Genomic DNA, 19,595 nt, shown 5'->3' with positions numbered 1-19,595 from the left:
AGAAATAACTACACAGGTAAAAAAATTGAAGTTTTTTCACCTCCATTTTCTGGCGCATTTCAAGTAGAAGAAAACCGGTTCCAGGGCGTCCAACTTTTCCATTTATTAATACAACATAGACCGGCGAGGCCTCACCAAAGATTTCCCTAAAAGCTTAAATGCATTTGCCGAAATTGAAAGCAATAGGCTCAGAACGCGAAAGAGGTGCCCGATCCATGATCAGACACCTCTTCGTTTATCGTGATTTTAACCTTAATTACGATCCACAAGCCTCGCAACCCTCCGGATCATCCAGCGAGCATTGCATATCGGAGCGGTTATCACGTGGCGCTGCGGGCTTGGCGTGCTCCTCCGCGTATTGGGCATAATTGAGTTCCTTTTCGGACACCACAGCAATTGCAGGTTCGAGTTGAGGCTCCGCTTGCTTGCTGACGGTGAATTGGACCGGATCGGATGCCGCACGGGTACGCAGATAGTACATACCGGTTTTGAGGCCTTTTTTCCAGGCATAGAAGTGCATGGATGTCAGTTTGCCGAAATTCGCCTCTTCCATAAAAATATTCAGCGATTGCGACTGGCAAATAAATGCTCCCCTGTCGGCCGACATGTCGAGCAGGCTACGCTGCTTGATCTCCCACGCCGTTTTATAGAGATCCTTGATATTTTGAGGGATGTTCGGAATCGCCTGAACTGATCCGCTGGCGCGAACGAGGTTGTTCTTCATTTCCTCGCTCCACAAGCCAAGCCTAACCAGGTCTTTCAACAGATATTTGTTTACAACCACGAACTCTCCCGACAATACCCTTCTTACGTATATATTGGAAGTGAATGGCTCGAAGCATTCGTTGTTGCCGAGGATCTGGCTTGTCGATGCAGTTGGCATCGGAGCGAGCAAAAGCGAGTTGCGTACACCGTTTTGTACCACTTCTTTTCTCAGCTTATCCCAATTCCAGCGCTTGCTGTCCGGCGTCACATTCCACATATCGAATTGGAATACGCCTTGTGAGATCGGGCTGCCTGCCCAGGTTTCGTATGGACCGTGCTGCATGGCGAGCTCCATCGATGCTTCCATGGATCCGTAATAGATCGTTTCGAAAATATCTTTGTTCAATTGGCGAGCCTCATCGGAGTCGAATGGCATGCGCATCATGCAAAATGCATCAGCCAGCCCTTGCACCCCGATACCGATCGGGCGATGGCGCTTGTTGCTCTTCTCCGCTTCGGGAACCGGATAGAAGTTCAGGTCGATGATCTTGTTCAGGTTGCGCGTTACCACTTTCGTGATCTCATACAGTTTCTGATGATCAAAACGCATGAACCCATCCGCACCTTGCTCTACGAATTTCGGCAATGCAATGGAAGCAAGGTTACAAACTGCTACTTCATCAGGGGCCGTATATTCGATGATCTCGGTACAAAGGTTCGAGGACTTAATAGTACCCAGGTTTTGCTGGTTGGATTTGCTGTTCGCATGATCCTTGTATAACATATAAGGAGTACCCGTCTCGATCTGAGATTCCATAATCGCGAACCACAGGTCTTGCGCCTTGATCGTCTTACGCGCTTTGCCCTCGCGCTCGTATTGCTCGTACAATTTTTCGAATTCTTCGCTGTGCGTATCCGAAAGGCCCGGGCACTCATGCGGGCAGAACAGCGACCAGGTATCGTTCGCTTCCACGCGCTTCATGAACAAATCCGGAATCCATAATGCGTAGAAAAGATCACGCGCACGTTGCTCTTCTTTTCCGTGGTTCTTTTTTAGATCCAGAAAATCGAAGATATCCGAATGCCATGGTTCAATATATATAGCAAAAGAACCTTTGCGCTTACCGCCGCCCTGATCCACGTAACGGGCCGTGTCGTTGAACACGCGGAGCATAGGCACGATACCGTTCGATTGACCATTTGTACCTTTAATATAAGTACCCGTCGCGCGGACGTCGTGAATGCTCAAACCGATACCTCCGGCCGACTGCGAGATCAACGCACAATTTTTAAGGGTATCATAAATACCATTGATACTGTCCTCTTTCATGGTAAGCAGGAAGCACGACGACATTTGCGGCTTTGGTGTACCTGCATTGAACAAGGTAGGCGTGGCATGCGTAAACCACTTTTCCGAAAGCAAATGATAGGTTTCAATGGCCGCCTGCACGTCCTCCTGGTGAATACCAATCGCTACGCGCATCAGCATATGCTGCGGGCGTTCTACAATTTTCCCTTCAACTTTCAGTAAATACGACTTTTCGAGGGTTTTATAGCCGAAATAATCGTAGGAATAATCGCGGTCATAGATAATAGTAGAATCGAGGAGCGATGCATTCTGGCGAATCACCTCGTAGACCTCCTTGGAGATCAGCGATGCGTTTTCACCAGTTTTGGAGTCTACATATGTATAAAGACGCTTCATTGTAGCCGAAAATGACTTCAATGTGTTCTTGTGGAGATTTGAGATAGCGACGCGGGCAGCCAGGATTGCATAATCAGGGTGCTTGGTGGTCATCGAAGCTGCGGTTTCGGCAGCGAGGTTATCCAGCTCGGCGGTGGTAACGCCATCGTAAATGCCGGAAACAACCTTCTTGGCTACTTCCACGGGCTGAACATAAGCGGCGTCCAGGCCGTAGCTCAGTTTCTCTATGCGGGCGGTCACCTTGTCGAACTTTACAGATTCGCGGCGGCCGTCACGCTTTATGACATACATAGACATAAGTAATGTGGTGTTTGATAGAACGTTAGTGATGTATATTGTTGGAAGATCAGTCGGAGATGACTTTAAAAATCTCTTGAAATAACACTAAAGAAATCAGATTAGCAATCACGATTTCTCTACAAAAACGTGCCTCATCAGCATAGTCCAAATTACCAAATTGTTAAGAAACTAATAACTAGTTGTTTACGGAAAGCTTACACTAAATTGTTCCAAAGAAAAATTTTTTAGAAAAATGCATTTCAAATTTTGCAAACTTTTTTCAGGAAAAATTTTGTAAACAGAATACATGACCTATCAATAGTAGCTGTTAATCAATGCCTTAATGTAAGAAGTATTATTTATAATTATTCTAAACTTGTAAACATTATATTAGAGCTTAGCTCGCAATTATCCACAAAAATTTAACTGACAGACGCTAAACAATATAATTATGAGCACAATTATCGAACAGGCCGATCGCCGGACATTCCTGAAAACAACCTCCGGCATGGTGGCAGGCCTTGCTTTGGGAGGATCACTCACCGAGGCCATGGCCAAAGCAGCCGGGAGCCTATCTTACAACATTCCTTTAGGCGTGTATGCTGCCTATGACAAAGCCGATTTCCTGAGAAAGTCGGGATGCGCATATATAGAGGAGTCCGTAGCGGGCTTCCTGATCCCGGAAGGGGGTGATGCCGGCTATGAAAAGAACCTCCAACAACTCAAAAGCGAGCACTTTCCCATCAAATCCTATGTGATCCTGCTCCCGGCAGCCCTAAAAACATTAGGCCCGGAAGCGAATCATGAAGCGATCCTTCAAAGAACAGAAACTGTTTTGAAGCGCGCTAAGGAATGCGGCTCACAGTTTGTCGTGTTTGGAAGCGGCGCTTCAAGGATCATTCCCGAAGGCTTCGACCGTGCGAAAGCAAAGGTTCAGCACATCGAATTAAGCCAAAAAATGGCTCCTATGGCCGAAAAATATGGGGTTACTATTGCAGTAGAGCCGCTTAACCGGGGAGAAACCAACTTTATCAACAGCCTGGCAGAGGGCGTCGAGATTGTAGATGCGGTCAAAAGCCCGCGCGTGAAGCTGCTTTGCGATATCTACCATATGCTAAAGGAAGACGAACCCGCTTCGGAGATCATTAAATACGGCAAGCATATCGTGCATTGCCACATTGCCGAGAAGGAAAAACGCACTCCGCCGGGCGTGAAGGGCGACGATTTCAGGGCTTATCTGGGTGCATTGAAGAAAATCGGCTACAAAGGCGGGCTTTCGATCGAATGCTTCGTGTACACCGATTTCGAGAAAGAGGCAAAACGCGGCGTCGAAGTGCTCAAACAGCAACTCAGTGAAGTTTAGGACGTTAATTTTAGATGTATTGTATTAATATTAAAAAAGATACGGTTTCAATGCTTGATTTACTAATCAGGATTTTTTACTTTTGCAATCCTTTTGAAAACCGTATCGAAAAACATAATACCATATACCAATGAAAAAAGATATTCATCCCAATTACAGAGAAGTAGTTTTCTGGGATCTATCAAGCGACTTTAAATTCATTACTCGCTCAACCATAGAAACTTCTGAAAACATTACATGGGAAGACGGCAAAACCTACCCTGTATACAAAGTCGAGGTTTCTTCGCAGTCACACCCTTTCTACACTGGTAAGAACGTACTGGTTGACACAGCTGGTCGCGTTGACAAGTTCAGAAAGCGTTACGGAAAATAAGCGACGCATTGACTTTCATCTGCGTGGTCGAACACGGCAGGAGAACGAAAAAATACGATGGCAGTCTCCCGACAAATATGCTCGGGAGACTGCTTCTTTTTTTGCCGTAACCAATAAAATGCCCGAACTTTGGCGAGCACATACGTCTTAATATATGCCCAATACCATTCTGTTCGACGATCCAAAGATTAGAATCCAGCTTTTACCTTTTACATACACGAGACCCGTCGCCGGCATCCGGTGCGGCATTCACACACTGGCCGAAAAATGGGCCGACAGATGCCACTCTACCGTTTCGTTTCAGACGGAGGCTTATCTGGCCACCAAATATCCGGAGCACATTTCTGACGATAACCTGTTTATCAACGGAGCACTCTGCCCCGACGACCACCTGACCGGCATTGTAAAGGGCTTGCCACACGGCAATGCGCTCGTGTCCGATAAAGGAGAGATCCTGGCGGCACGTACACATTCCGCCTGGAAAGCTTCCGAAGGCACCAAAGGCCTTTCCGTTGTGGAGTATACCGAACCATTTACGATGATCCGCAACGTGTGGGACATTTTCGGCCAGAACGGCGCACAAATCAAAACCGATTATGAGCGCATTGCCTCCGTTAGAAAATCGGCAGGCATCACCGACCCCTTTACGCATTGCTATAAACAAGAGCATATATTTGTGGAAGAAGGCGCGGTAATCAAAGCATCCATTCTGAATGCAGAGAACGGCCCTATTTATATTGGCAAAAACGCATTGATCCAGGAAGGTTCGATGATCCAGGGGCCGTTTGCCATTGGCGAAAACGGTGTGTTGGCACAGGGGACGAAAATCAGGCCCAATACTACCGTAGGGCCGTCATCCAAAGTCGGTGGCGAAGTAAGCAATTGTGTCGTGCTTGGGTATAGCAATAAGGGCCATGACGGCTACCTGGGCAATTCAGTTTTGGGAGAATGGTGTAACCTTGGGGCCAATACCAATAACTCCAACTTAAAAAACGACCATACGAATGTCAAGCTGCATAGCTATGCCAGCAATGCATTGGATGACACCGGGCTGCTGTTCTGCGGATTGATGATGGGAGATTATTCCAAAGCGGGAATTTCAACCATGTTCAACACCGGAACCGTTGTTGGCGTAAGTGTGAATGTATTCGGTGCCGGATTCCAGGCCAAGCATGTTCCCTCCTTCTCCTGGGGCGGAGCGGCCGAGGGTTATTGCGGGTACCGTTTCGAAAAAGCCGTGGCGGTAGCGAAAGATACCGTGAGCCGCAGAGGCATTGTATTCGGGCAAACAGAAGAGGATATCATGCGTGCGGTTTTTGAAAACACCCAAAATCAGCGCAGCCAGTAGGCATTTTACCCATTTTTACTAATTGATTTAGATCGTGCTTTTCAGAGATATTCCGGGACTTGAAAGTATTAAGGCGACATTGCGGCGCTCGGTCCGGAACAGCCATCTGGCCCACGCCCAGCTCTTCGACTACCCTACGGGAGGCGCAGGGCTGGCGATGGCACTGGCATTCTCTACCTATATTAACTGCGAAAACCGGACCGAGGAAGATGCTTGCGGTACCTGCGCGTCGTGTGCGAAGATGAGCAAGCTGATCCATCCCGATTTCCATTTCATATTTCCTATCGCTACTTCCAAAAAGGTCGATGGCAAGACCAGTGAAGCGTTTTTGCCTCTCTGGCGTTCGTTTTTGCTGGAAAACCCCTATCGTATTCTCCCCGACTGGCTCGATCATATCGGTGCGGATAACAAGCAGGGAAACATTTCGGTAGAAGAAGCGCGCGGGATTTTGCGGAAATTGTCCGTCAAAGCTTACGAGGGCGAATACAAGATCCTGCTGATATGGAAGGCCGACATTATGAATGCAGCGTCGTCCAATGCGATTTTGAAAATTCTCGAAGAACCGCCTGAAAAAACATTGTTCCTTTTGGTAAGTGATCAATCGGACAAGTTGTTGACGACCATCATTTCTCGGACGCAGCGTATTACCATTCCGGCGTTCACAGATTCTGAAATCAAATCGTATCTGAAACAGGGCGAAGTTACAGATACCGTGGCCAACCAGGTGGCCTACCTGTGCGATGGCAATATGGCCGAAGCATTAAAACTCGTTCAGGAAGAGCAGGATGACCGCTCGGCATGGTTCGCCGACTGGATGCGCTCGTCCTATAAATTCGATGTGGCACATTTGGTCAAACTTGCGGATAACTACGATGTCATGAGCAAGGAAAAGCAAAAAGGCTTGCTCGAATATGCATTGCGGTTGTTCAGGGACATGCTCGTATGGAGCCACGGCGCCGGCGAGCTTTTGCGTGTTCCGCAGGAAGAGCTTACTTTCGTGCAGAATTTTTCCAAAACTGTCAATTTCGAGTCGCTGGAAAGGATGATCGGGGAAGTGAATACGGCCTATTACCACATTGAACGCAACGTGCGGGCCAAAATGGTGTTTCTGGACCTGTCGCTGACGGTCGCCCAGTTTTTCCAGCGCAGATGAAACGTCCATTGGAAATTATCGGCGCGACCGATGTGGCAGATTTGCCGGAACTCGGCTGGCATAATGTGCCGGTACGGGTCGATTCCGGTGCGGCCACTTCGGCTATCCATTGTTCCCGCGTGAAACTGGTAGAAACCGACGGCCGACAGGAATTGCATGTTTACCTCGACGCCAAGCGCGGAGCACCTCAACATTTCTTTATAGTAACCGAATTCAAACAAACCGTGGTCAGAAATTCCTTTGGAAAGGAAGAAAAACGGTTCGTGATCAAGACACCAATCAGGCTTTTCGGCAGAAAAATACGTACCGAATTTTCGCTGGCCAACCGGCAGAAAATGAGTTACCCCATACTACTCGGGCGAAAACTGCTTAAAAACAGGTTCATAGTGGACGTTTCCAAAAAGAACCTGTCGGCGGCAAGGCATTCGCTGGCACCAACTCGTTCCCAAAAACTACCCCAGACCTAAGTCCGAGGCGCGTAGCCCGACCTCCACATTTTCTAAAAACATTTTTATGAAAATCGCCGTATTATCCACCAATCCGGACCTGTATTCAACCAGGCGTCTGGTGGAGGCAATCAAACAAAAGGGACACGAAGCGGTTGTGATCGACCACGTCAAATGCTTTGTCATGATCGAAGGTGGGAAGCCGACTGTCATTTACAAAGGAAAGCCGGTTAGCGGCATCGATGCCGCCATTCCGAGGATCGGCACATCGGTGAATGCATTCGGCTGCGCCGTTGTTCGCCAGCTCGAACTGATGAAGGTATTTACTACTGTCAAATCCCAGGCGATCCTGCGCTCGCGCGACAAGCTGCGCAGCATGCAGGTACTCGCGAAGGCCGGTATCGACATTCCAAAGACCGTTTTTGCCAAAAATCCCGCCCAGGTGAACGAGCTTATCCACATGGTCGGCGGCCCGCCGGTGATCATTAAGCTGCTGGAAGGCACGCAGGGCGTAGGCGTGGTACTCGCCGAAACGACCAAAGCAGCGAAATCGACCATCGAAGCATTTTACGGCCTGAGGGCCAACTTCTTGATACAGGAATATGTGGCAGAATCCAAAGGGGCCGATATTCGCGCATTCGTGATTGGTAACAAGGTAATCGCCGCCATGAAACGTCAGGGCGCCGAAGGCGATTTCCGCTCCAACCTCCACCGCGGCGGCTCCGGCTGCATGATCGAACTTTCACCGGAAGAAGAACATACGGCCATTTCGGCAGCAAAGGCATTAGGAGTAAAAATCGCTGGTGTAGATATGCTGCAATCCGCACGCGGGCCGCTTGTAATGGAAGTAAACTCTTCTCCCGGGTTGCGAGGGATCGAAGAGGTAAGCGGGATCGACATCGCATCGCTCATCGTGTCTTACATTGAGGATAAGATTGTGACTGACGAAGGAGATACGGTTGGGGTTTAATGCTTGAATGACTGAATGATTGAATGACTAATGATTGAGCGGGTGGCCGGCAATGACCTGGTGAGCTTGCCGGATGGTCTAAAAATCGACGGGGATGGTGATTTCGGGGAGTAATTTTTCCAGATTTGCCAGTGATTTCCGGAATTCGGATTCCATTTTGTCCTTGTTGAAAAACCTGAATGCAAGTTGTTTCAGCGGGTCTTTTTTAAGATAGTATTCCAAACTGAGGCGCGTACGGTTTTCGGCCAGCTTTTCGAGCACAAAACAGACCGTACTGGTAAGCTTTTCGTCGGATTCGCTGAAAACGACCCGCGATTCGGGATCGTACGAGAAGCCGCTGGCATACATGATCGTTTCGCCGTCCTCACGAATACGCCGGTGGCGCGAGCCTATGCCCGGGAGAAAATGATCGAGCTCTTCAATGGATTTTAAGCCGTCCTGCCAGCGGTGACGCAGTTCCAGGTGACCGGCGGTGAAGAATACCTTTTTTATGTCCGTATCATATTCTCTTGAAACCGACAGCATTTTCACCTTCTCCTTCGGCTCCAATGAGGGCGGTTCGTAGGGCGGAATGCTGTCTTTCAGCGACCCTATTTGGGTGTATTGAAAAGGTATCTGCTCGTTTTCAGTCGTTTTAGAGCCCGGGTACCATTGCATCCAATCCGTAAAATCATCCGGATTCTGCCCGTTCAGCAGGTTTTGCGTTACCAGCCAGTACTCGTGCTGCTCGATATCGTTTTTAAGAAGCTGGTGCGCGACGATAATGTCCTTCCCTATCAGTTTCCTGAAATTCTTGACCTGATAAGTCGTAAACTCGCCGTAATGCGCCACCACTTTCAACGTGAGATTTACCGCCGAAATGCAGGCCTTACATTGGCAAAACCGGCGGTTGTCATAAGCGATCAGGTATTTGTGAAAATCACAGAACATCTTCTCCACTTGTTTGTACAACGCTTCCAGCTCCGGCGCCTTCCCGAATTTGAAAAACAGGATCGCATCCCCTTCGATTTCGGAAATCTCCAGGCCGATCTGGTTCGCATTCACCAGCGTTTCCAGCAACTCCTGAATAATATGCCGGCCATGCTCAATCTCTGTTTCATGCATGAACCGCGTGAAGCCGCTGATGTCGGGAATGAATATCAAGCCTTTATTTTCCATGGTAATTATGTTGACAAGCTGAATTTACGGTATTTTTTCAGTCGTTGTACTAAAAGCGAAATCCAAAGTGCTGAACTCAGGAACTGTAAGATTTCACTGGCTGGTTTATCAGTAATACCATACCTTCGCAGCCCGGACTGGTTCCTTCTGAACTGCAACGATCAACGCTCCATTTTAAGCCAAAATGCGTAACCAAAATGGTAACAATCCCTTATCTTTGCGGAAGAGATGCGCATTCGTTGTATTCAATATTCATGGCAACCATTATCGACTGATTGTCGATATTGAATTCAGGTTGCAAATCGTGTTTGTTATCTGGTTTGGATCTCATGAAGAGTATGATAGAATCGACGCAAGAAAAGTGAGCTATGATCGGACCAATCAAAAATAAAGAACAGTACGAAAACTATCTGGCGCGCATTTATGAATTGATGCAGACCGATATCATGCCGGATTCAAGCGAATCGGATGAACTGGAAGTGCTTTCGATTTTAGTGAAAGAGTACGAAACGGTGCATTTCCCTATCCCAAAACCCAGCCCATTGGAAGCTATTCGTTTCCGGTTGGAGCAGATGGGCGTATCTGAAAACGAACTATCGGATATACTGGGATACCGTTCACGGAAATCAGAAATATTGTCTGGCAAAAGAAAATTGAATTTAAATATGATCCGCAGGCTGAGCGAAAGGCTTCATATCCCTGCGGAAATTTTAATACAGGCCTATTAAGACATTAGCAGGCCTCACATTGTTTAACTGATTATGCATATAAAAATAGGGACCCGCGGGAGCAAGCTGGCGCTTTGGCAGGCGTATTATGTCGAGGCGCTTTTGCAGCAGGGCGGGATTGAAACGGAAATCGTTATTATAGAAACAAAAGGTGATAAGATCCTTGACCGGTCGCTTTCCAAAATTGGCAGCAAGGGGGTTTTTACAGAAGAACTGGAAGACCAGCTCCGAAGCGGTGGTATCGACATTGCCGTCCACAGCGCCAAAGACTTGCAATCGCACCTCGACGACGCATTTGAAATAGTCGCATTTACCGAGCGCGAGCATGCAAATGATGTGCTTGTAAGCCACGATACAACATTGTCACTGAAAAGCGGCGAGTCATTCACGGTAGGAACGTCGTCGACACGCCGGGTGGCGGTTCTCAAACATTATTACCCGCATATCAAAACCGTGGACATGCGCGGGAACCTGCAAACACGCCTTCGCAAGCTGGAAGAAGGCCAATGCGACGCGCTCCTGCTCGCATATGCGGGCGTGCATCGCATGGAATACGACGACAAAATTGCCGAACATTTGCTTCTCGACGAATTTACCCCGGCAGTAGGGCAAGGCAGCGTCGCCATCGAATGCGCCGTTTCGCTTGATTCAGATAAAAAAGAAAAACTCCGTGAACTCCTCAACCACGCACCGACAGAAATCTGTCTGCTGGCTGAACGCGCATTCCTGAAACGCCTTCAAGGCGGTTGCAGCATTCCGGTATTCGGACTGGCAACATTGCACGACGAGGAAATCCACATGACGGGCGGCATTATCAGCCTCGACGGCGCCGAACTCATCCGCAAAGCAGCAAGCGGCGGGCACGCATTTCCGCAGGAACTGGGAACGTCTCTCGCGGAAGAATTACTCGCCGCAGGTGCCGACCGCATTCTGGCAAGCATTAAGCAGCAAAACAGCTCGCTATAAAATTTACTTAAAACAAAAGAAGCCCGGTTGATATCAGCCGGGCTTCTTCAATTATAAGTGTCTGTTAATCTTTTTTAGTCGTATCAGCAGGCGTAGCTGGCTTCGCAGGCAACGCCGTGGAATCCGCCGGAACGGCCGGGCGTACGGTGCTGTCAGGTTTAACCTTGCTACTGTCAGGACGTACTCGGGTAGAATCCGGTCTGAATTGTGTCGAATCGCGCTTTATGGTCGAGTCCGGACGAGTGCCTGGCTGTCCTTGTCCAGGGAAATTGCCCTGCCGAACCGGACGGCCTGTGCTGTCGGCAGCAGGTCGCGCACCTTGCGGGCGGGCCATCCCGGGAGCACCTGCTCCATTACCACGTCCGCCTGCCGCTGGTGTAACAGCCGGTGTTTGAGCACCGCCTTGTGCACCACCGCCACCGCCTGTATCCATATTACCACCGCCATCGCTTTTCTGGTCGTCGTTGTTTACGGATTTTTTCCGGCGTGTTTTTTGCTCCACGAACGTCATTTTACCAAAGCGGTAGGAGAAGTTCACACGGAAACCGCGGTTAAACAGGTAGTTGGTGTTGTTTTGGGTAAATGTACTTGATTCCAGACTCGTCTTCATTTTGAAAGAAGGGGCCAGGAAGTTCTCCATGGCAAAACCGATGCTTCCGCGTTTGTTCTTGAAATCTTTACGGATTCCGAAGTCGTACATTCTGAAACCGGCCTGCGTACCCTGCAACTGCACGTCGCGGCCACGCATGAACCCGCCCGCCTGCAAGCCCCAGCCATTTTTGATGGTAAGGCTTGTACGCATACGACCGCTCAATACAAAACCGCTGTTGGAGTTCTGCAATGCAGGATTGGGGCTGTTGTTCGACAGGTCGGCATAATAGAAGTCAAAACCACCACCGAGTTGCCATCTTTTGAAGAATGTTACGTTTCCGAAAATGTTGGCACCGTAGTTCTTTTTCGAACCGATGTTTCCATAAGTCGTCGTGATCACCCCCTGATCGCTGGTAGTACGAATGCTTTCGATCGAGCTGTTGGTGAAACGTGCAAATGTTGAAACGTTGATATACAGCGAGTTTTTGAAGAAGCTCGTACCCAATTCAATCTGATCGGTGAGTTCCGGTTTCAGGTTCGGGTTACCTACTGTTACGTTCTGCGGGTTGGCTGCGTTCAGGTTAGGATTCAGGAACTGGATACCCGGGCGTTGCAGACGGCGGTTGTAGGCCAACTTAATTGTCTGCCCTTTTCCGAATGTCTGCGACAGGTTAATGCTCGGTACCAGGTTGCCATATGCCGGCAATTTCAGATCTCCTGCCTCGCCTTGCTGCGCGTCGATGCTCGTGTATTCGTAACGCGTCCCGGCTTTCACGGTAAATCTGCTTTTGGTAGTGTAAGTATAGGATAAATATCCGGCAGCCACATTCTGATCATAATTCAGGTTGCTGGCTGGTTGTGCTTGTCCGATCTCGCTGTAATAATCATAGTTACTTACCACCTGGCGGAAAATTCCTTTACCGCCAAACTCCAACATCTGGTTGTCCTTCACAGGAGTCTGATAATCAACTTGAACGGTGCTTTCCTGGTTATGGCTGCTGTTGTTGTTGCCTTGCGCGCCCAGTAATTCTTTCAATTGCGCATTGCTCAGGGAATACACGTCGGCGTCGTAATCATTGGTACGGTTGTTACGGCTGTACTGGGTCGAAATGCTTAATTCCTGCCCTGCTTTACCCAGCGTTTTCATATAATCCACATTCACATCCCAGGTACCGGAAAGGTCCTTGCTGTTTACGTCGCGGAAGCTGGTGCGTGTGGTATCGTTTACAGTATTATACGTGTAAAGTTCCTGATCGACTTTGGCATTCCGCATTCCATAACGCAACCCGGCCGATAGCGAGGTTTTGGAATCGATTTCCCAGTCCCAGCCGAAATTATAAGAGCCGAATGCCATTTTATTCTTGGAATCGCTCGTCTGGCGCACCGAGAACGGGCTTGTTTTACCAATTTGCAGGTTTTCCGATTTACCCGGCATATTATAGTTAAACCTTCCAAAGCCTCCGAGGCTGAAACCCATTTTACCTACACGATAATTACCGCGCAAGCCCAGGTTCGAACCGCGGTTACCGATACCTGTATCGAGGTTAAGCGTACCGCCCTGGATCGTGCTCTTTTTGGTAATGATATTGATAATACCCGCAGAACCTTCCGCATCGTAGCGCGCAGACGGCGAAGTAATCACCTCCACCGACTTGATCATATCGGCAGGTATCTGCTTCAATGCGTCAGCCACACTGGTAGCGATAATGGTCGAAGGCTTATTATTGATCAGAACACGTACGTTAGAGCTACCGCGAAGCGAGACGTTTCCGTCCAAATCGACGGTCAGCATCGGCACTTTTTTCATCACGTCGGAAGCATCTCCGCCTTTGCTGGTAATGTCTTTTTCGGCATTGTAGACCAGCCTGTCAACCTTTTCCTCGATCATCTGCGCCATACCTACCACTTCCACCTCATTGAGCTGTACCACATCCGGTATTAATGTAACGGTTCCCAGGTTCAATTCCGTTTTGCGGTCGATCTTGACATTACTGATTGTTTTGGTTTTATAGCCGATAAAGGAAATCAGTATTTTGAAGTTACCCGACGCGACTTTGGTAAGGGTAAATTCCCCTTTCTCGTCGGTGGTTGTACCATCGATAGGATTGTTCGTTTTGATATCGACCAACGACAATGCTGCAAATTCAACAGGCTTCTTGCTGGTTGAATCGACGAGTACGCCCGTGATCTTCCCGCTACCCTTAGGAGTGTCTTCCGCTGTTCCTGGGATCACCGTCTGACGCTGCCTGTCGCCGCCTCCGCGGAAATCTCCTCCGCCACCGCCACGGCCCCCACCACCACCTCCACCGCCCGGAAACTGGGCGAATGCCGCTGATGTAAGACCTGAGAACAAAGCCAGGAATGTTAGATGTAAAACAATTTTCATGATTTGGGTTTTAAATGTCTACTTTTCGAATTTCAAAATAACAACCAATATATCTGTAAAAAAAAAGGAATAGATAGATAGGACGGTTATGCCGATCAAAGGGCATTTTCAAACGATACAACCAAGGAAACGACGGACGGTTCAAGAACCGGGCCGCAATGCCGTACCGGTTCCCGGCAAGGGTTATACCCATTACAAAAACCGCTCCCGGCGCGTGATCCGTTTATAGATTGCCATGCGCCGCCGGTCGGTATTCGGGGTACATTGATCGATTGAAATAGGTGGTTTCGTAAATTCCGCGTAAGATTGCAGTGATGTGTTGCGTTCAGAGCACATTGAAACTAACTAATTGTTAAATGGATACGCGAGCCGCCCGGAAATACCCACCGTTATTCCTCCATTTACTTGGATGGAGTTTTCTGGCCTTGTTTTTAATGTGGCAACCCCTCAGCTGGCAGATCGAATTCCCTATAAGCTTCTGGATTAAACAAGCAGTATTGTTTACGCTGCTGGTAACCATATTTTACCTCAACTATTATTACTGGTTTCCCAATTTCCTGGCTAAAAACCGGTATCTGAAATTTATCCTTTTCAATATCGTATCCGTTGTCATGCTGGCGGTTGTGATCGAACAGGTGAAGGTGGCGATCAACCACGGCGAGCAGATGGACCGTGCCTTCAAACTGGCGCGGGAAGCGAATGGCGACAAGAAACGCCACGACCGGCTTGACTATTTCTCGCTGATGACCGCCCTGATGATCATCGGGCTCAGCACCAGCATCGCCGCCGTACGCACGGCGCAGCTCGACAAGCAGTACCGCCAGAACCTGGAAAAGGAAAAGATCAACTCAGAACTTTCATTCCTGAAGGCACAGATTAACCCGCATTTCTTTTTCAACACCCTGAATAACATTTATGCACTCACTGTGATCGACGTGGAAGCTGCGCGCGAAGCATTGCACAAGCTCTCGCGTATGATGCGCTACGTATTGTATGAGACCCAGCATGGCACCGTGCTGTTGAGCCAGGAAATTGCATTTGCACAGGATTATATCCAGCTCATGCAGCTGCGCCTGACCGACAAGGTGACCGTGCACCTGGATCCGCCCAACCCGCTCCACGATGTCTCTATCGCACCGATGCTATTCCTACCCTTTATTGAAAATGCGTTCAAACACGGTGTAAGTGCCGTTCAGCCCAGCCGGATCGATATTCAGATCCGTCAGGAAGGCCACAAGATTTTTGTGGAAGTGAAAAATACGTTGTTCACGGACAAAAGAGCCATTTTGGACGAAAGCAATGGCATTGGCCTCGCCAATACCCAACGCCGCCTCGATTTGCTTTACCCCGGAAAATACCAGTTGGAGGTAACCGAAAACAAAGAGGAGAAAGAGTTTGAAGTACATCTCGAACTGGAAACGGCATGAGCGTAACATTGGAATGCATTGCCGTAGACGACGAGCCGCTTGCACTTGGATTGGTGTGCGCTTTTATCGAAAAAACACCGTTTCTGAACCTGGCAGGCAGATATTCCAGCGCGGTCGAGGCACTGCAGATGATCAATAGCAAGCCTATCGACGTGATTTTCCTGGATATTCAAATGCCGGACCTGACAGGCATCGAATTGGCAAGAGTGCTTGAAAAAGCCGGTAGCAAGGCCCCAAGGATCATTTTTACCACCGCATTTAACCAATACGCGCTCGATGGTTTTCGCGTAGACGCCATTGACTATCTCCTAAAACCCTTTAATTATGAAGAGTTCCTCCGTGCTGCATCCAAAGCGCAGGCTTACGTAGAGCTGGTTCAAAAAGCCTCGTCGGCGGGTTCGTCGGAGCCTAAGGACGAGTATTTGTTCCTGAAAGTCGAATACCAGCTGGTACGGATCGCCTACGACGACATTTTGTACACGGAGGGACTCAAAGATTATGTAAAAGTCCATCTCAAATCGGATCCGAAACCCATTTTATCGCTTACAAGCCTGAAAGCGCTGGAAGAGAAGCTGCCCGCTTCAAAGTTCATGCGCATTCACAGGTCGTTCATCGTCAATCTGGACAAGATTAGTGCGGTTACCCGGAATACCATTCAGATCGGTGCGACTTCCATCCCGGTGAGCGATCAGTACAAAGAGCCATTCAACCAGTTTCTGAGCAAGTGGATGTAACTGCCATACGACCTTCCTTCCGGCTCATACGAAGCGCGGCTTGCATATTCCGATAAGTCGGAATCATTGCCATTTTGGGATAAAATAGAAATACGTTAAATACAAAACACCCTGCACTGATCGCAATGCAGGGTGTTTTTGTATGCTAAAAATACTATTATTTCAATTCTTCCTGTAAAAAGTAGCCTGTAAAGCTGCCTTTCACCTTCGCCACTTTCTCGGGCGTGCCTTCCGCGATAATGCGGCCGCCTTGTGCGCCGCCTTCGGGACCTACATCGATGATATAGTCGGCTACTTTGATTACGTCGAGATTGTGTTCGATTATGAGTACGGTATTCCCTTTTTCCACCAGTTTATTCAAAACATTGAGCAAATGCCGGATGTCCTGGAAGTGCAAACCGGTTGTAGGTTCGTCAAGAATATACAAGGTTTTGCCGGTATCCCTTTTCGATAACTCTTCCGACAATTTCACACGTTGCGCCTCCCCGCCGGATAATGTGGTAGCGTGCTGGCCAAGGGTAATGTAACCCAACCCCACGTCATTCAATGTCTGCACCTTGCGCAGTAATCTCGGCTGGTTTTCAAAAAATTCCAATGCCGACTCCACGGTCATATCCAGAATATCGGCGATGGATTTGCCTTTGAAACGCACTTCCAACGTCTCGCGATTGAAGCGTTTGCCCTTGCAGGTTTCACAGTTGATGTGTACATCCGGCAGGAAATCCATTTCGATCTTCTTCATACCCGCGCCTTCGCAATCTTCGCAGCGGCCGCCTTTCACATTGAATGAAAAACGTCCCGGCTTATAGCCACGGATCTTCGCCTCGGGCAGCTCCGCGAAAAGTGTACGAATGTCTGTAAAAAGGTTGGTGTAAGTAGCCGGGTTGGAGCGCGGCGTGCGACCAATCGGCGACTGGTCCACCTCGATCACCTTATCAATATGTTCAAGCCCTTCGATGGATTTGTAAGGAAGCGGCTCCCTTCTCGATTTATAAAAATGATGGTTCAGCAGCGGAAACAGCGTTTCGTGGATCAGCGACGATTTGCCACTACCACTCACACCCGTCACGCAGATCATCGTCCCAAGGGGAATCGATACCGAAACATTTTTCAAATTATGGCCTGTACATCCTTTCAGTACAATAAAATCACCCTTGCCTTTCCTGCGTTTTTTAGGAACGGCGATCGCTTCCCGGCCGGCCAGGTAATCGGCCGTCAACGAACCATTTTGAAGAAATTTCTCCGGCGTACCGGCCCCTACCACACTTCCGCCGTGACGTCCCGCGCCCGGGCCGATGTCGAGGATATAGTCCGAGGCAAGCATCATGTCCTTATCGTGCTCCACTACAAGCACCGTATTACCCAGGTCACGCAGGCTTTTGAGGGAATTAATAAGCCGCACATTATCCCGCTGGTGCAGGCCTATGCTCGGTTCATCCATAATATAAAGTACGCCTGTGAGCTGCGTGCCAATCTGCGTCGCCAAACGAATCCGCTGCGCCTCGCCCCCCGACAATGTCCTCAACGAGCGGTTCAACGTCAGGTAATCCAATCCTACATCGAGCATAAACCCGACGCGCTTCCGGATCTCCTTCAAAACTTCATGGCCGATCACCCGCTGCTTTTCTTCCAGGCGGTCTTCCAATCCGACGAGCCATTCAGCCAGGTCCCTGATGTCGCTATCGGCCAGCTCGGCAATGTCTTTTTTATCAATTTTAAAATGCAGAGACTCCTTTCGCAGGCGCTTGCCTTTGCATTCCGGACAGGTTTGGGTCACCATGAAATCTTTCAGCCAATCCTGAATTTTTTCATTCCCCGATTCCTGTTGTCTTTTCAAAAAGTTGATGATCCCGTCGAATTTCGTTTCCCATTCGGTACCCGGATATTTCTTGGAAGGCACCGGAACGGCCTCTTCGCTTCCATAAAGTACCAGTTTCAAAGCCTCCTCGGGAAATTTTTCCAGCGGGGTCGTGAGCGTGATTTTGTATTTTTTAAGGAGTACTTCCAATTGCTTGAATATCCAGGCCTCCCGGTATTCACCCATTGGCGCTATACCTCCCCGACTAATGCTCAATGATTTGTCGGGTATAATGGAGTCCTCGGTAATCTCTTCGATAATGCCCAGGCCCTGGCAGGTCGGGCACCAACCATAAGGCGAGTTAAACGAGAACGCGTTCGGTGCCGGATCATCGTAGCTGATCCCCGACTCGGGATCCATCAGATTCTGGGAAAAATAGTAGGTATTGCCTTTGGCGTCCAGCACCATTAATGCGCCTTTGCCCTGCTTAATGGCCGTCGCCACCGACTGGCTCATCCGGTACCGCGACTGCGGGTCTTCTTCCTCCTTCTTCGGGATCACGCGGTCGATCACGATTTCGATGTCATGGACCTTGTAACGGTCGAGCTGCATTTTCGGCGTAATGTCCTGTACTTCCCCGTCGACGCGTACTTTGGTATAACCCAGGCGGGCAATCTGCACGAAAAGCTCCCGGTAATGCCCTTTCCGGCCTTTTACCGCCGGTGCCAGCAATACGATTTTTTGCCCGGAAAACTGGGTCATAAGCTGGTTCACAATCTGGTCTTGAGATTGTTTGATCATCCGCCGGCCCGTCACGTACGAGTACGCCTCGCCCGCACGTGCGTAGAGCAGGCGCAGGAAGTCGTAGATTTCCGTCACCGTCCCGACCGTCGATCGTGGATTCCGTGAGGTCGTTTTCTGCTCGATACTGATTACCGGCGAAAGGCCGCTGATCTTGTCGACATCCGGCCGTTCCATTTCGCCGATGAAGCCGCGCGCATAGGACGAGAAGCTTTCCATATACCTGCGCTGTCCTTCGGCATAAATGGTATCGAACGCGAGCGACGATTTGCCGCTGCCGCTGATACCCGTAACAACCACGAGCTTGTTGCGCGGGATGGCTACGTCGATGTTCTTAAGATTGTGTTCCCGGGCGCCTTGTACCTCGATGAGGTCCTGCTCCGCCACTTCGAGGCCATTTAAATATTCCAAAATCCTGATGAAAGTTTGTGAGTTAGTCTGTAAATGAAGTTGTAATTCTGATAACCACAAAAATACACTTTGAGTTGCAAATTTTCTCGCTCTCAACCAGCTGCATATACGGCCCTAATATTGATTCTTTCCAATAATTCCCGGTAACATGCAAACGATTGCATAATAAGATTTTTCAAAGAAAAATTATTTTGTAACCATTTGTACATTTATATTAATTATAAAAATATTGACAAATAGAATAGCCATATCT

General features: G+C 48.8%; 15 protein-coding genes. 11 read left to right on the top strand and 4 right to left on the bottom strand.

Going from position 1 to position 19,595, the window contains the following annotated elements:
• Positions 1–256: 256 nt before the first annotated feature.
• Complete coding sequence (locus AAHB90_RS18540) at positions 257–2,701, bottom strand: ribonucleoside-diphosphate reductase subunit alpha (RefSeq protein WP_342086693.1); 2,445 nt, start codon at positions 2,699–2,701, stop codon at positions 257–259.
• Positions 2,702–3,140: 439 nt separating this feature from the next.
• On the opposite strand from AAHB90_RS18540, the gene AAHB90_RS18535 reads away from it, so the two are divergent.
• The 6 genes from AAHB90_RS18535 to rimK all read left to right on the top strand — a co-directional run bounded on the left by AAHB90_RS18535 (position 3,141) and on the right by rimK (position 8,342).
• Positions 3,141–4,052 carry a sugar phosphate isomerase/epimerase family protein gene (locus AAHB90_RS18535; protein WP_342086686.1) on the top strand — a complete coding sequence of 304 codons (912 nt, stop codon included), beginning with the start codon at positions 3,141–3,143 and terminating at the stop codon, positions 4,050–4,052.
• A gap of 130 nt (positions 4,053–4,182) precedes the next feature.
• Entirely contained in the window at positions 4,183–4,425 is a 243-nt protein-coding gene (locus tag AAHB90_RS18530; RefSeq protein WP_015812727.1) for a type B 50S ribosomal protein L31, read from the top strand.
• Positions 4,426–4,579: 154 nt separating this feature from the next.
• The gene (locus tag AAHB90_RS18525) at positions 4,580–5,773 is read left to right on the top strand and encodes a putative sugar nucleotidyl transferase (RefSeq protein WP_342086685.1); all 1,194 of its coding nucleotides are present in this window, start codon (positions 4,580–4,582) and stop codon (positions 5,771–5,773) included.
• 34 nt (positions 5,774–5,807) lie between these two features.
• Positions 5,808–6,926 carry a DNA polymerase III subunit gene (locus AAHB90_RS18520; protein WP_342086684.1) on the top strand — a complete coding sequence of 373 codons (1,119 nt, stop codon included), beginning with the start codon at positions 5,808–5,810 and terminating at the stop codon, positions 6,924–6,926.
• On the top strand, positions 6,923–7,393 hold the full coding sequence (locus tag AAHB90_RS18515; protein ID WP_342086683.1) for an ATP-dependent zinc protease family protein: 471 nt from the start codon (positions 6,923–6,925) through the stop codon (positions 7,391–7,393). Before AAHB90_RS18520 ends, AAHB90_RS18515 begins: the two co-directional genes overlap by 4 nt.
• Positions 7,394–7,439: 46 nt before the next feature.
• On the top strand, positions 7,440–8,342 hold the full coding sequence (rimK, locus tag AAHB90_RS18510) for a 30S ribosomal protein S6--L-glutamate ligase (protein ID WP_342086682.1): 903 nt from the start codon (positions 7,440–7,442) through the stop codon (positions 8,340–8,342).
• 78 nt (positions 8,343–8,420) lie between these two features.
• Here the strand turns inward: rimK and AAHB90_RS18505 are convergent, their stop codons facing one another.
• Positions 8,421–9,500 carry a DUF2652 domain-containing protein gene (locus AAHB90_RS18505; protein WP_342086681.1) on the bottom strand — a complete coding sequence of 360 codons (1,080 nt, stop codon included), beginning with the start codon at positions 9,498–9,500 and terminating at the stop codon, positions 8,421–8,423.
• A 184-nt stretch (positions 9,501–9,684) separates the two neighbouring features.
• Between AAHB90_RS18505 and AAHB90_RS18500 the strand changes: the two genes are divergently transcribed.
• The 3 genes from AAHB90_RS18500 to hemC are packed head-to-tail and all read left to right on the top strand — an operon-like array spanning position 9,685 to position 11,194.
• Positions 9,685–9,891, top strand: coding sequence for a type II toxin-antitoxin system HigB family toxin (locus tag AAHB90_RS18500; RefSeq protein WP_342086680.1), 207 nt, complete (start codon positions 9,685–9,687; stop codon positions 9,889–9,891).
• Positions 9,869–10,228 (top strand): helix-turn-helix domain-containing protein, encoded by a 360-nt coding sequence (locus AAHB90_RS18495; RefSeq protein ID WP_342086679.1) that lies wholly within the window; start codon positions 9,869–9,871, stop codon positions 10,226–10,228. Before AAHB90_RS18500 ends, AAHB90_RS18495 begins: the two co-directional genes overlap by 23 nt.
• A 33-nt stretch (positions 10,229–10,261) precedes the next feature.
• A complete protein-coding gene (hemC, locus tag AAHB90_RS18490) occupies positions 10,262–11,194 on the top strand; it encodes a hydroxymethylbilane synthase (protein WP_342086678.1) in 933 nt (310 codons plus the stop codon).
• A gap of 64 nt (positions 11,195–11,258) precedes the next feature.
• On the opposite strand, the gene AAHB90_RS18485 is transcribed toward hemC, so the two are convergent.
• Entirely contained in the window at positions 11,259–14,171 is a 2,913-nt protein-coding gene (locus AAHB90_RS18485; RefSeq protein ID WP_342086677.1) for a TonB-dependent receptor domain-containing protein, read from the bottom strand.
• A gap of 356 nt (positions 14,172–14,527) precedes the next feature.
• Between AAHB90_RS18485 and AAHB90_RS18480 the strand changes: the two genes are divergently transcribed.
• Both AAHB90_RS18480 and AAHB90_RS18475 read left to right on the top strand, forming a co-directional pair.
• Complete coding sequence (locus tag AAHB90_RS18480; protein ID WP_342086676.1) at positions 14,528–15,598, top strand: sensor histidine kinase; 1,071 nt, start codon at positions 14,528–14,530, stop codon at positions 15,596–15,598.
• On the top strand, positions 15,595–16,332 hold the full coding sequence (locus AAHB90_RS18475; RefSeq protein ID WP_342086675.1) for a LytR/AlgR family response regulator transcription factor: 738 nt from the start codon (positions 15,595–15,597) through the stop codon (positions 16,330–16,332). The genes AAHB90_RS18480 and AAHB90_RS18475 overlap by 4 nt, the downstream gene beginning before the upstream one ends.
• Positions 16,333–16,489: 157 nt before the next feature.
• On the opposite strand, the gene uvrA is transcribed toward AAHB90_RS18475, so the two are convergent.
• The gene (gene uvrA, locus AAHB90_RS18470) at positions 16,490–19,342 is read right to left on the bottom strand and encodes an excinuclease ABC subunit UvrA (RefSeq protein ID WP_342086674.1); all 2,853 of its coding nucleotides are present in this window, start codon (positions 19,340–19,342) and stop codon (positions 16,490–16,492) included.
• Between the last annotated feature and the right edge of the window lie 253 nt (positions 19,343–19,595).

Origin of the sequence: Dyadobacter sp. OTU695 (genome assembly GCF_038440355.1) — a bacterium.
GTDB lineage: Bacteria > Bacteroidota > Bacteroidia > Cytophagales > Spirosomataceae > Dyadobacter.
This window is presented reverse-complemented; position numbering and strand designations above follow the sequence as displayed.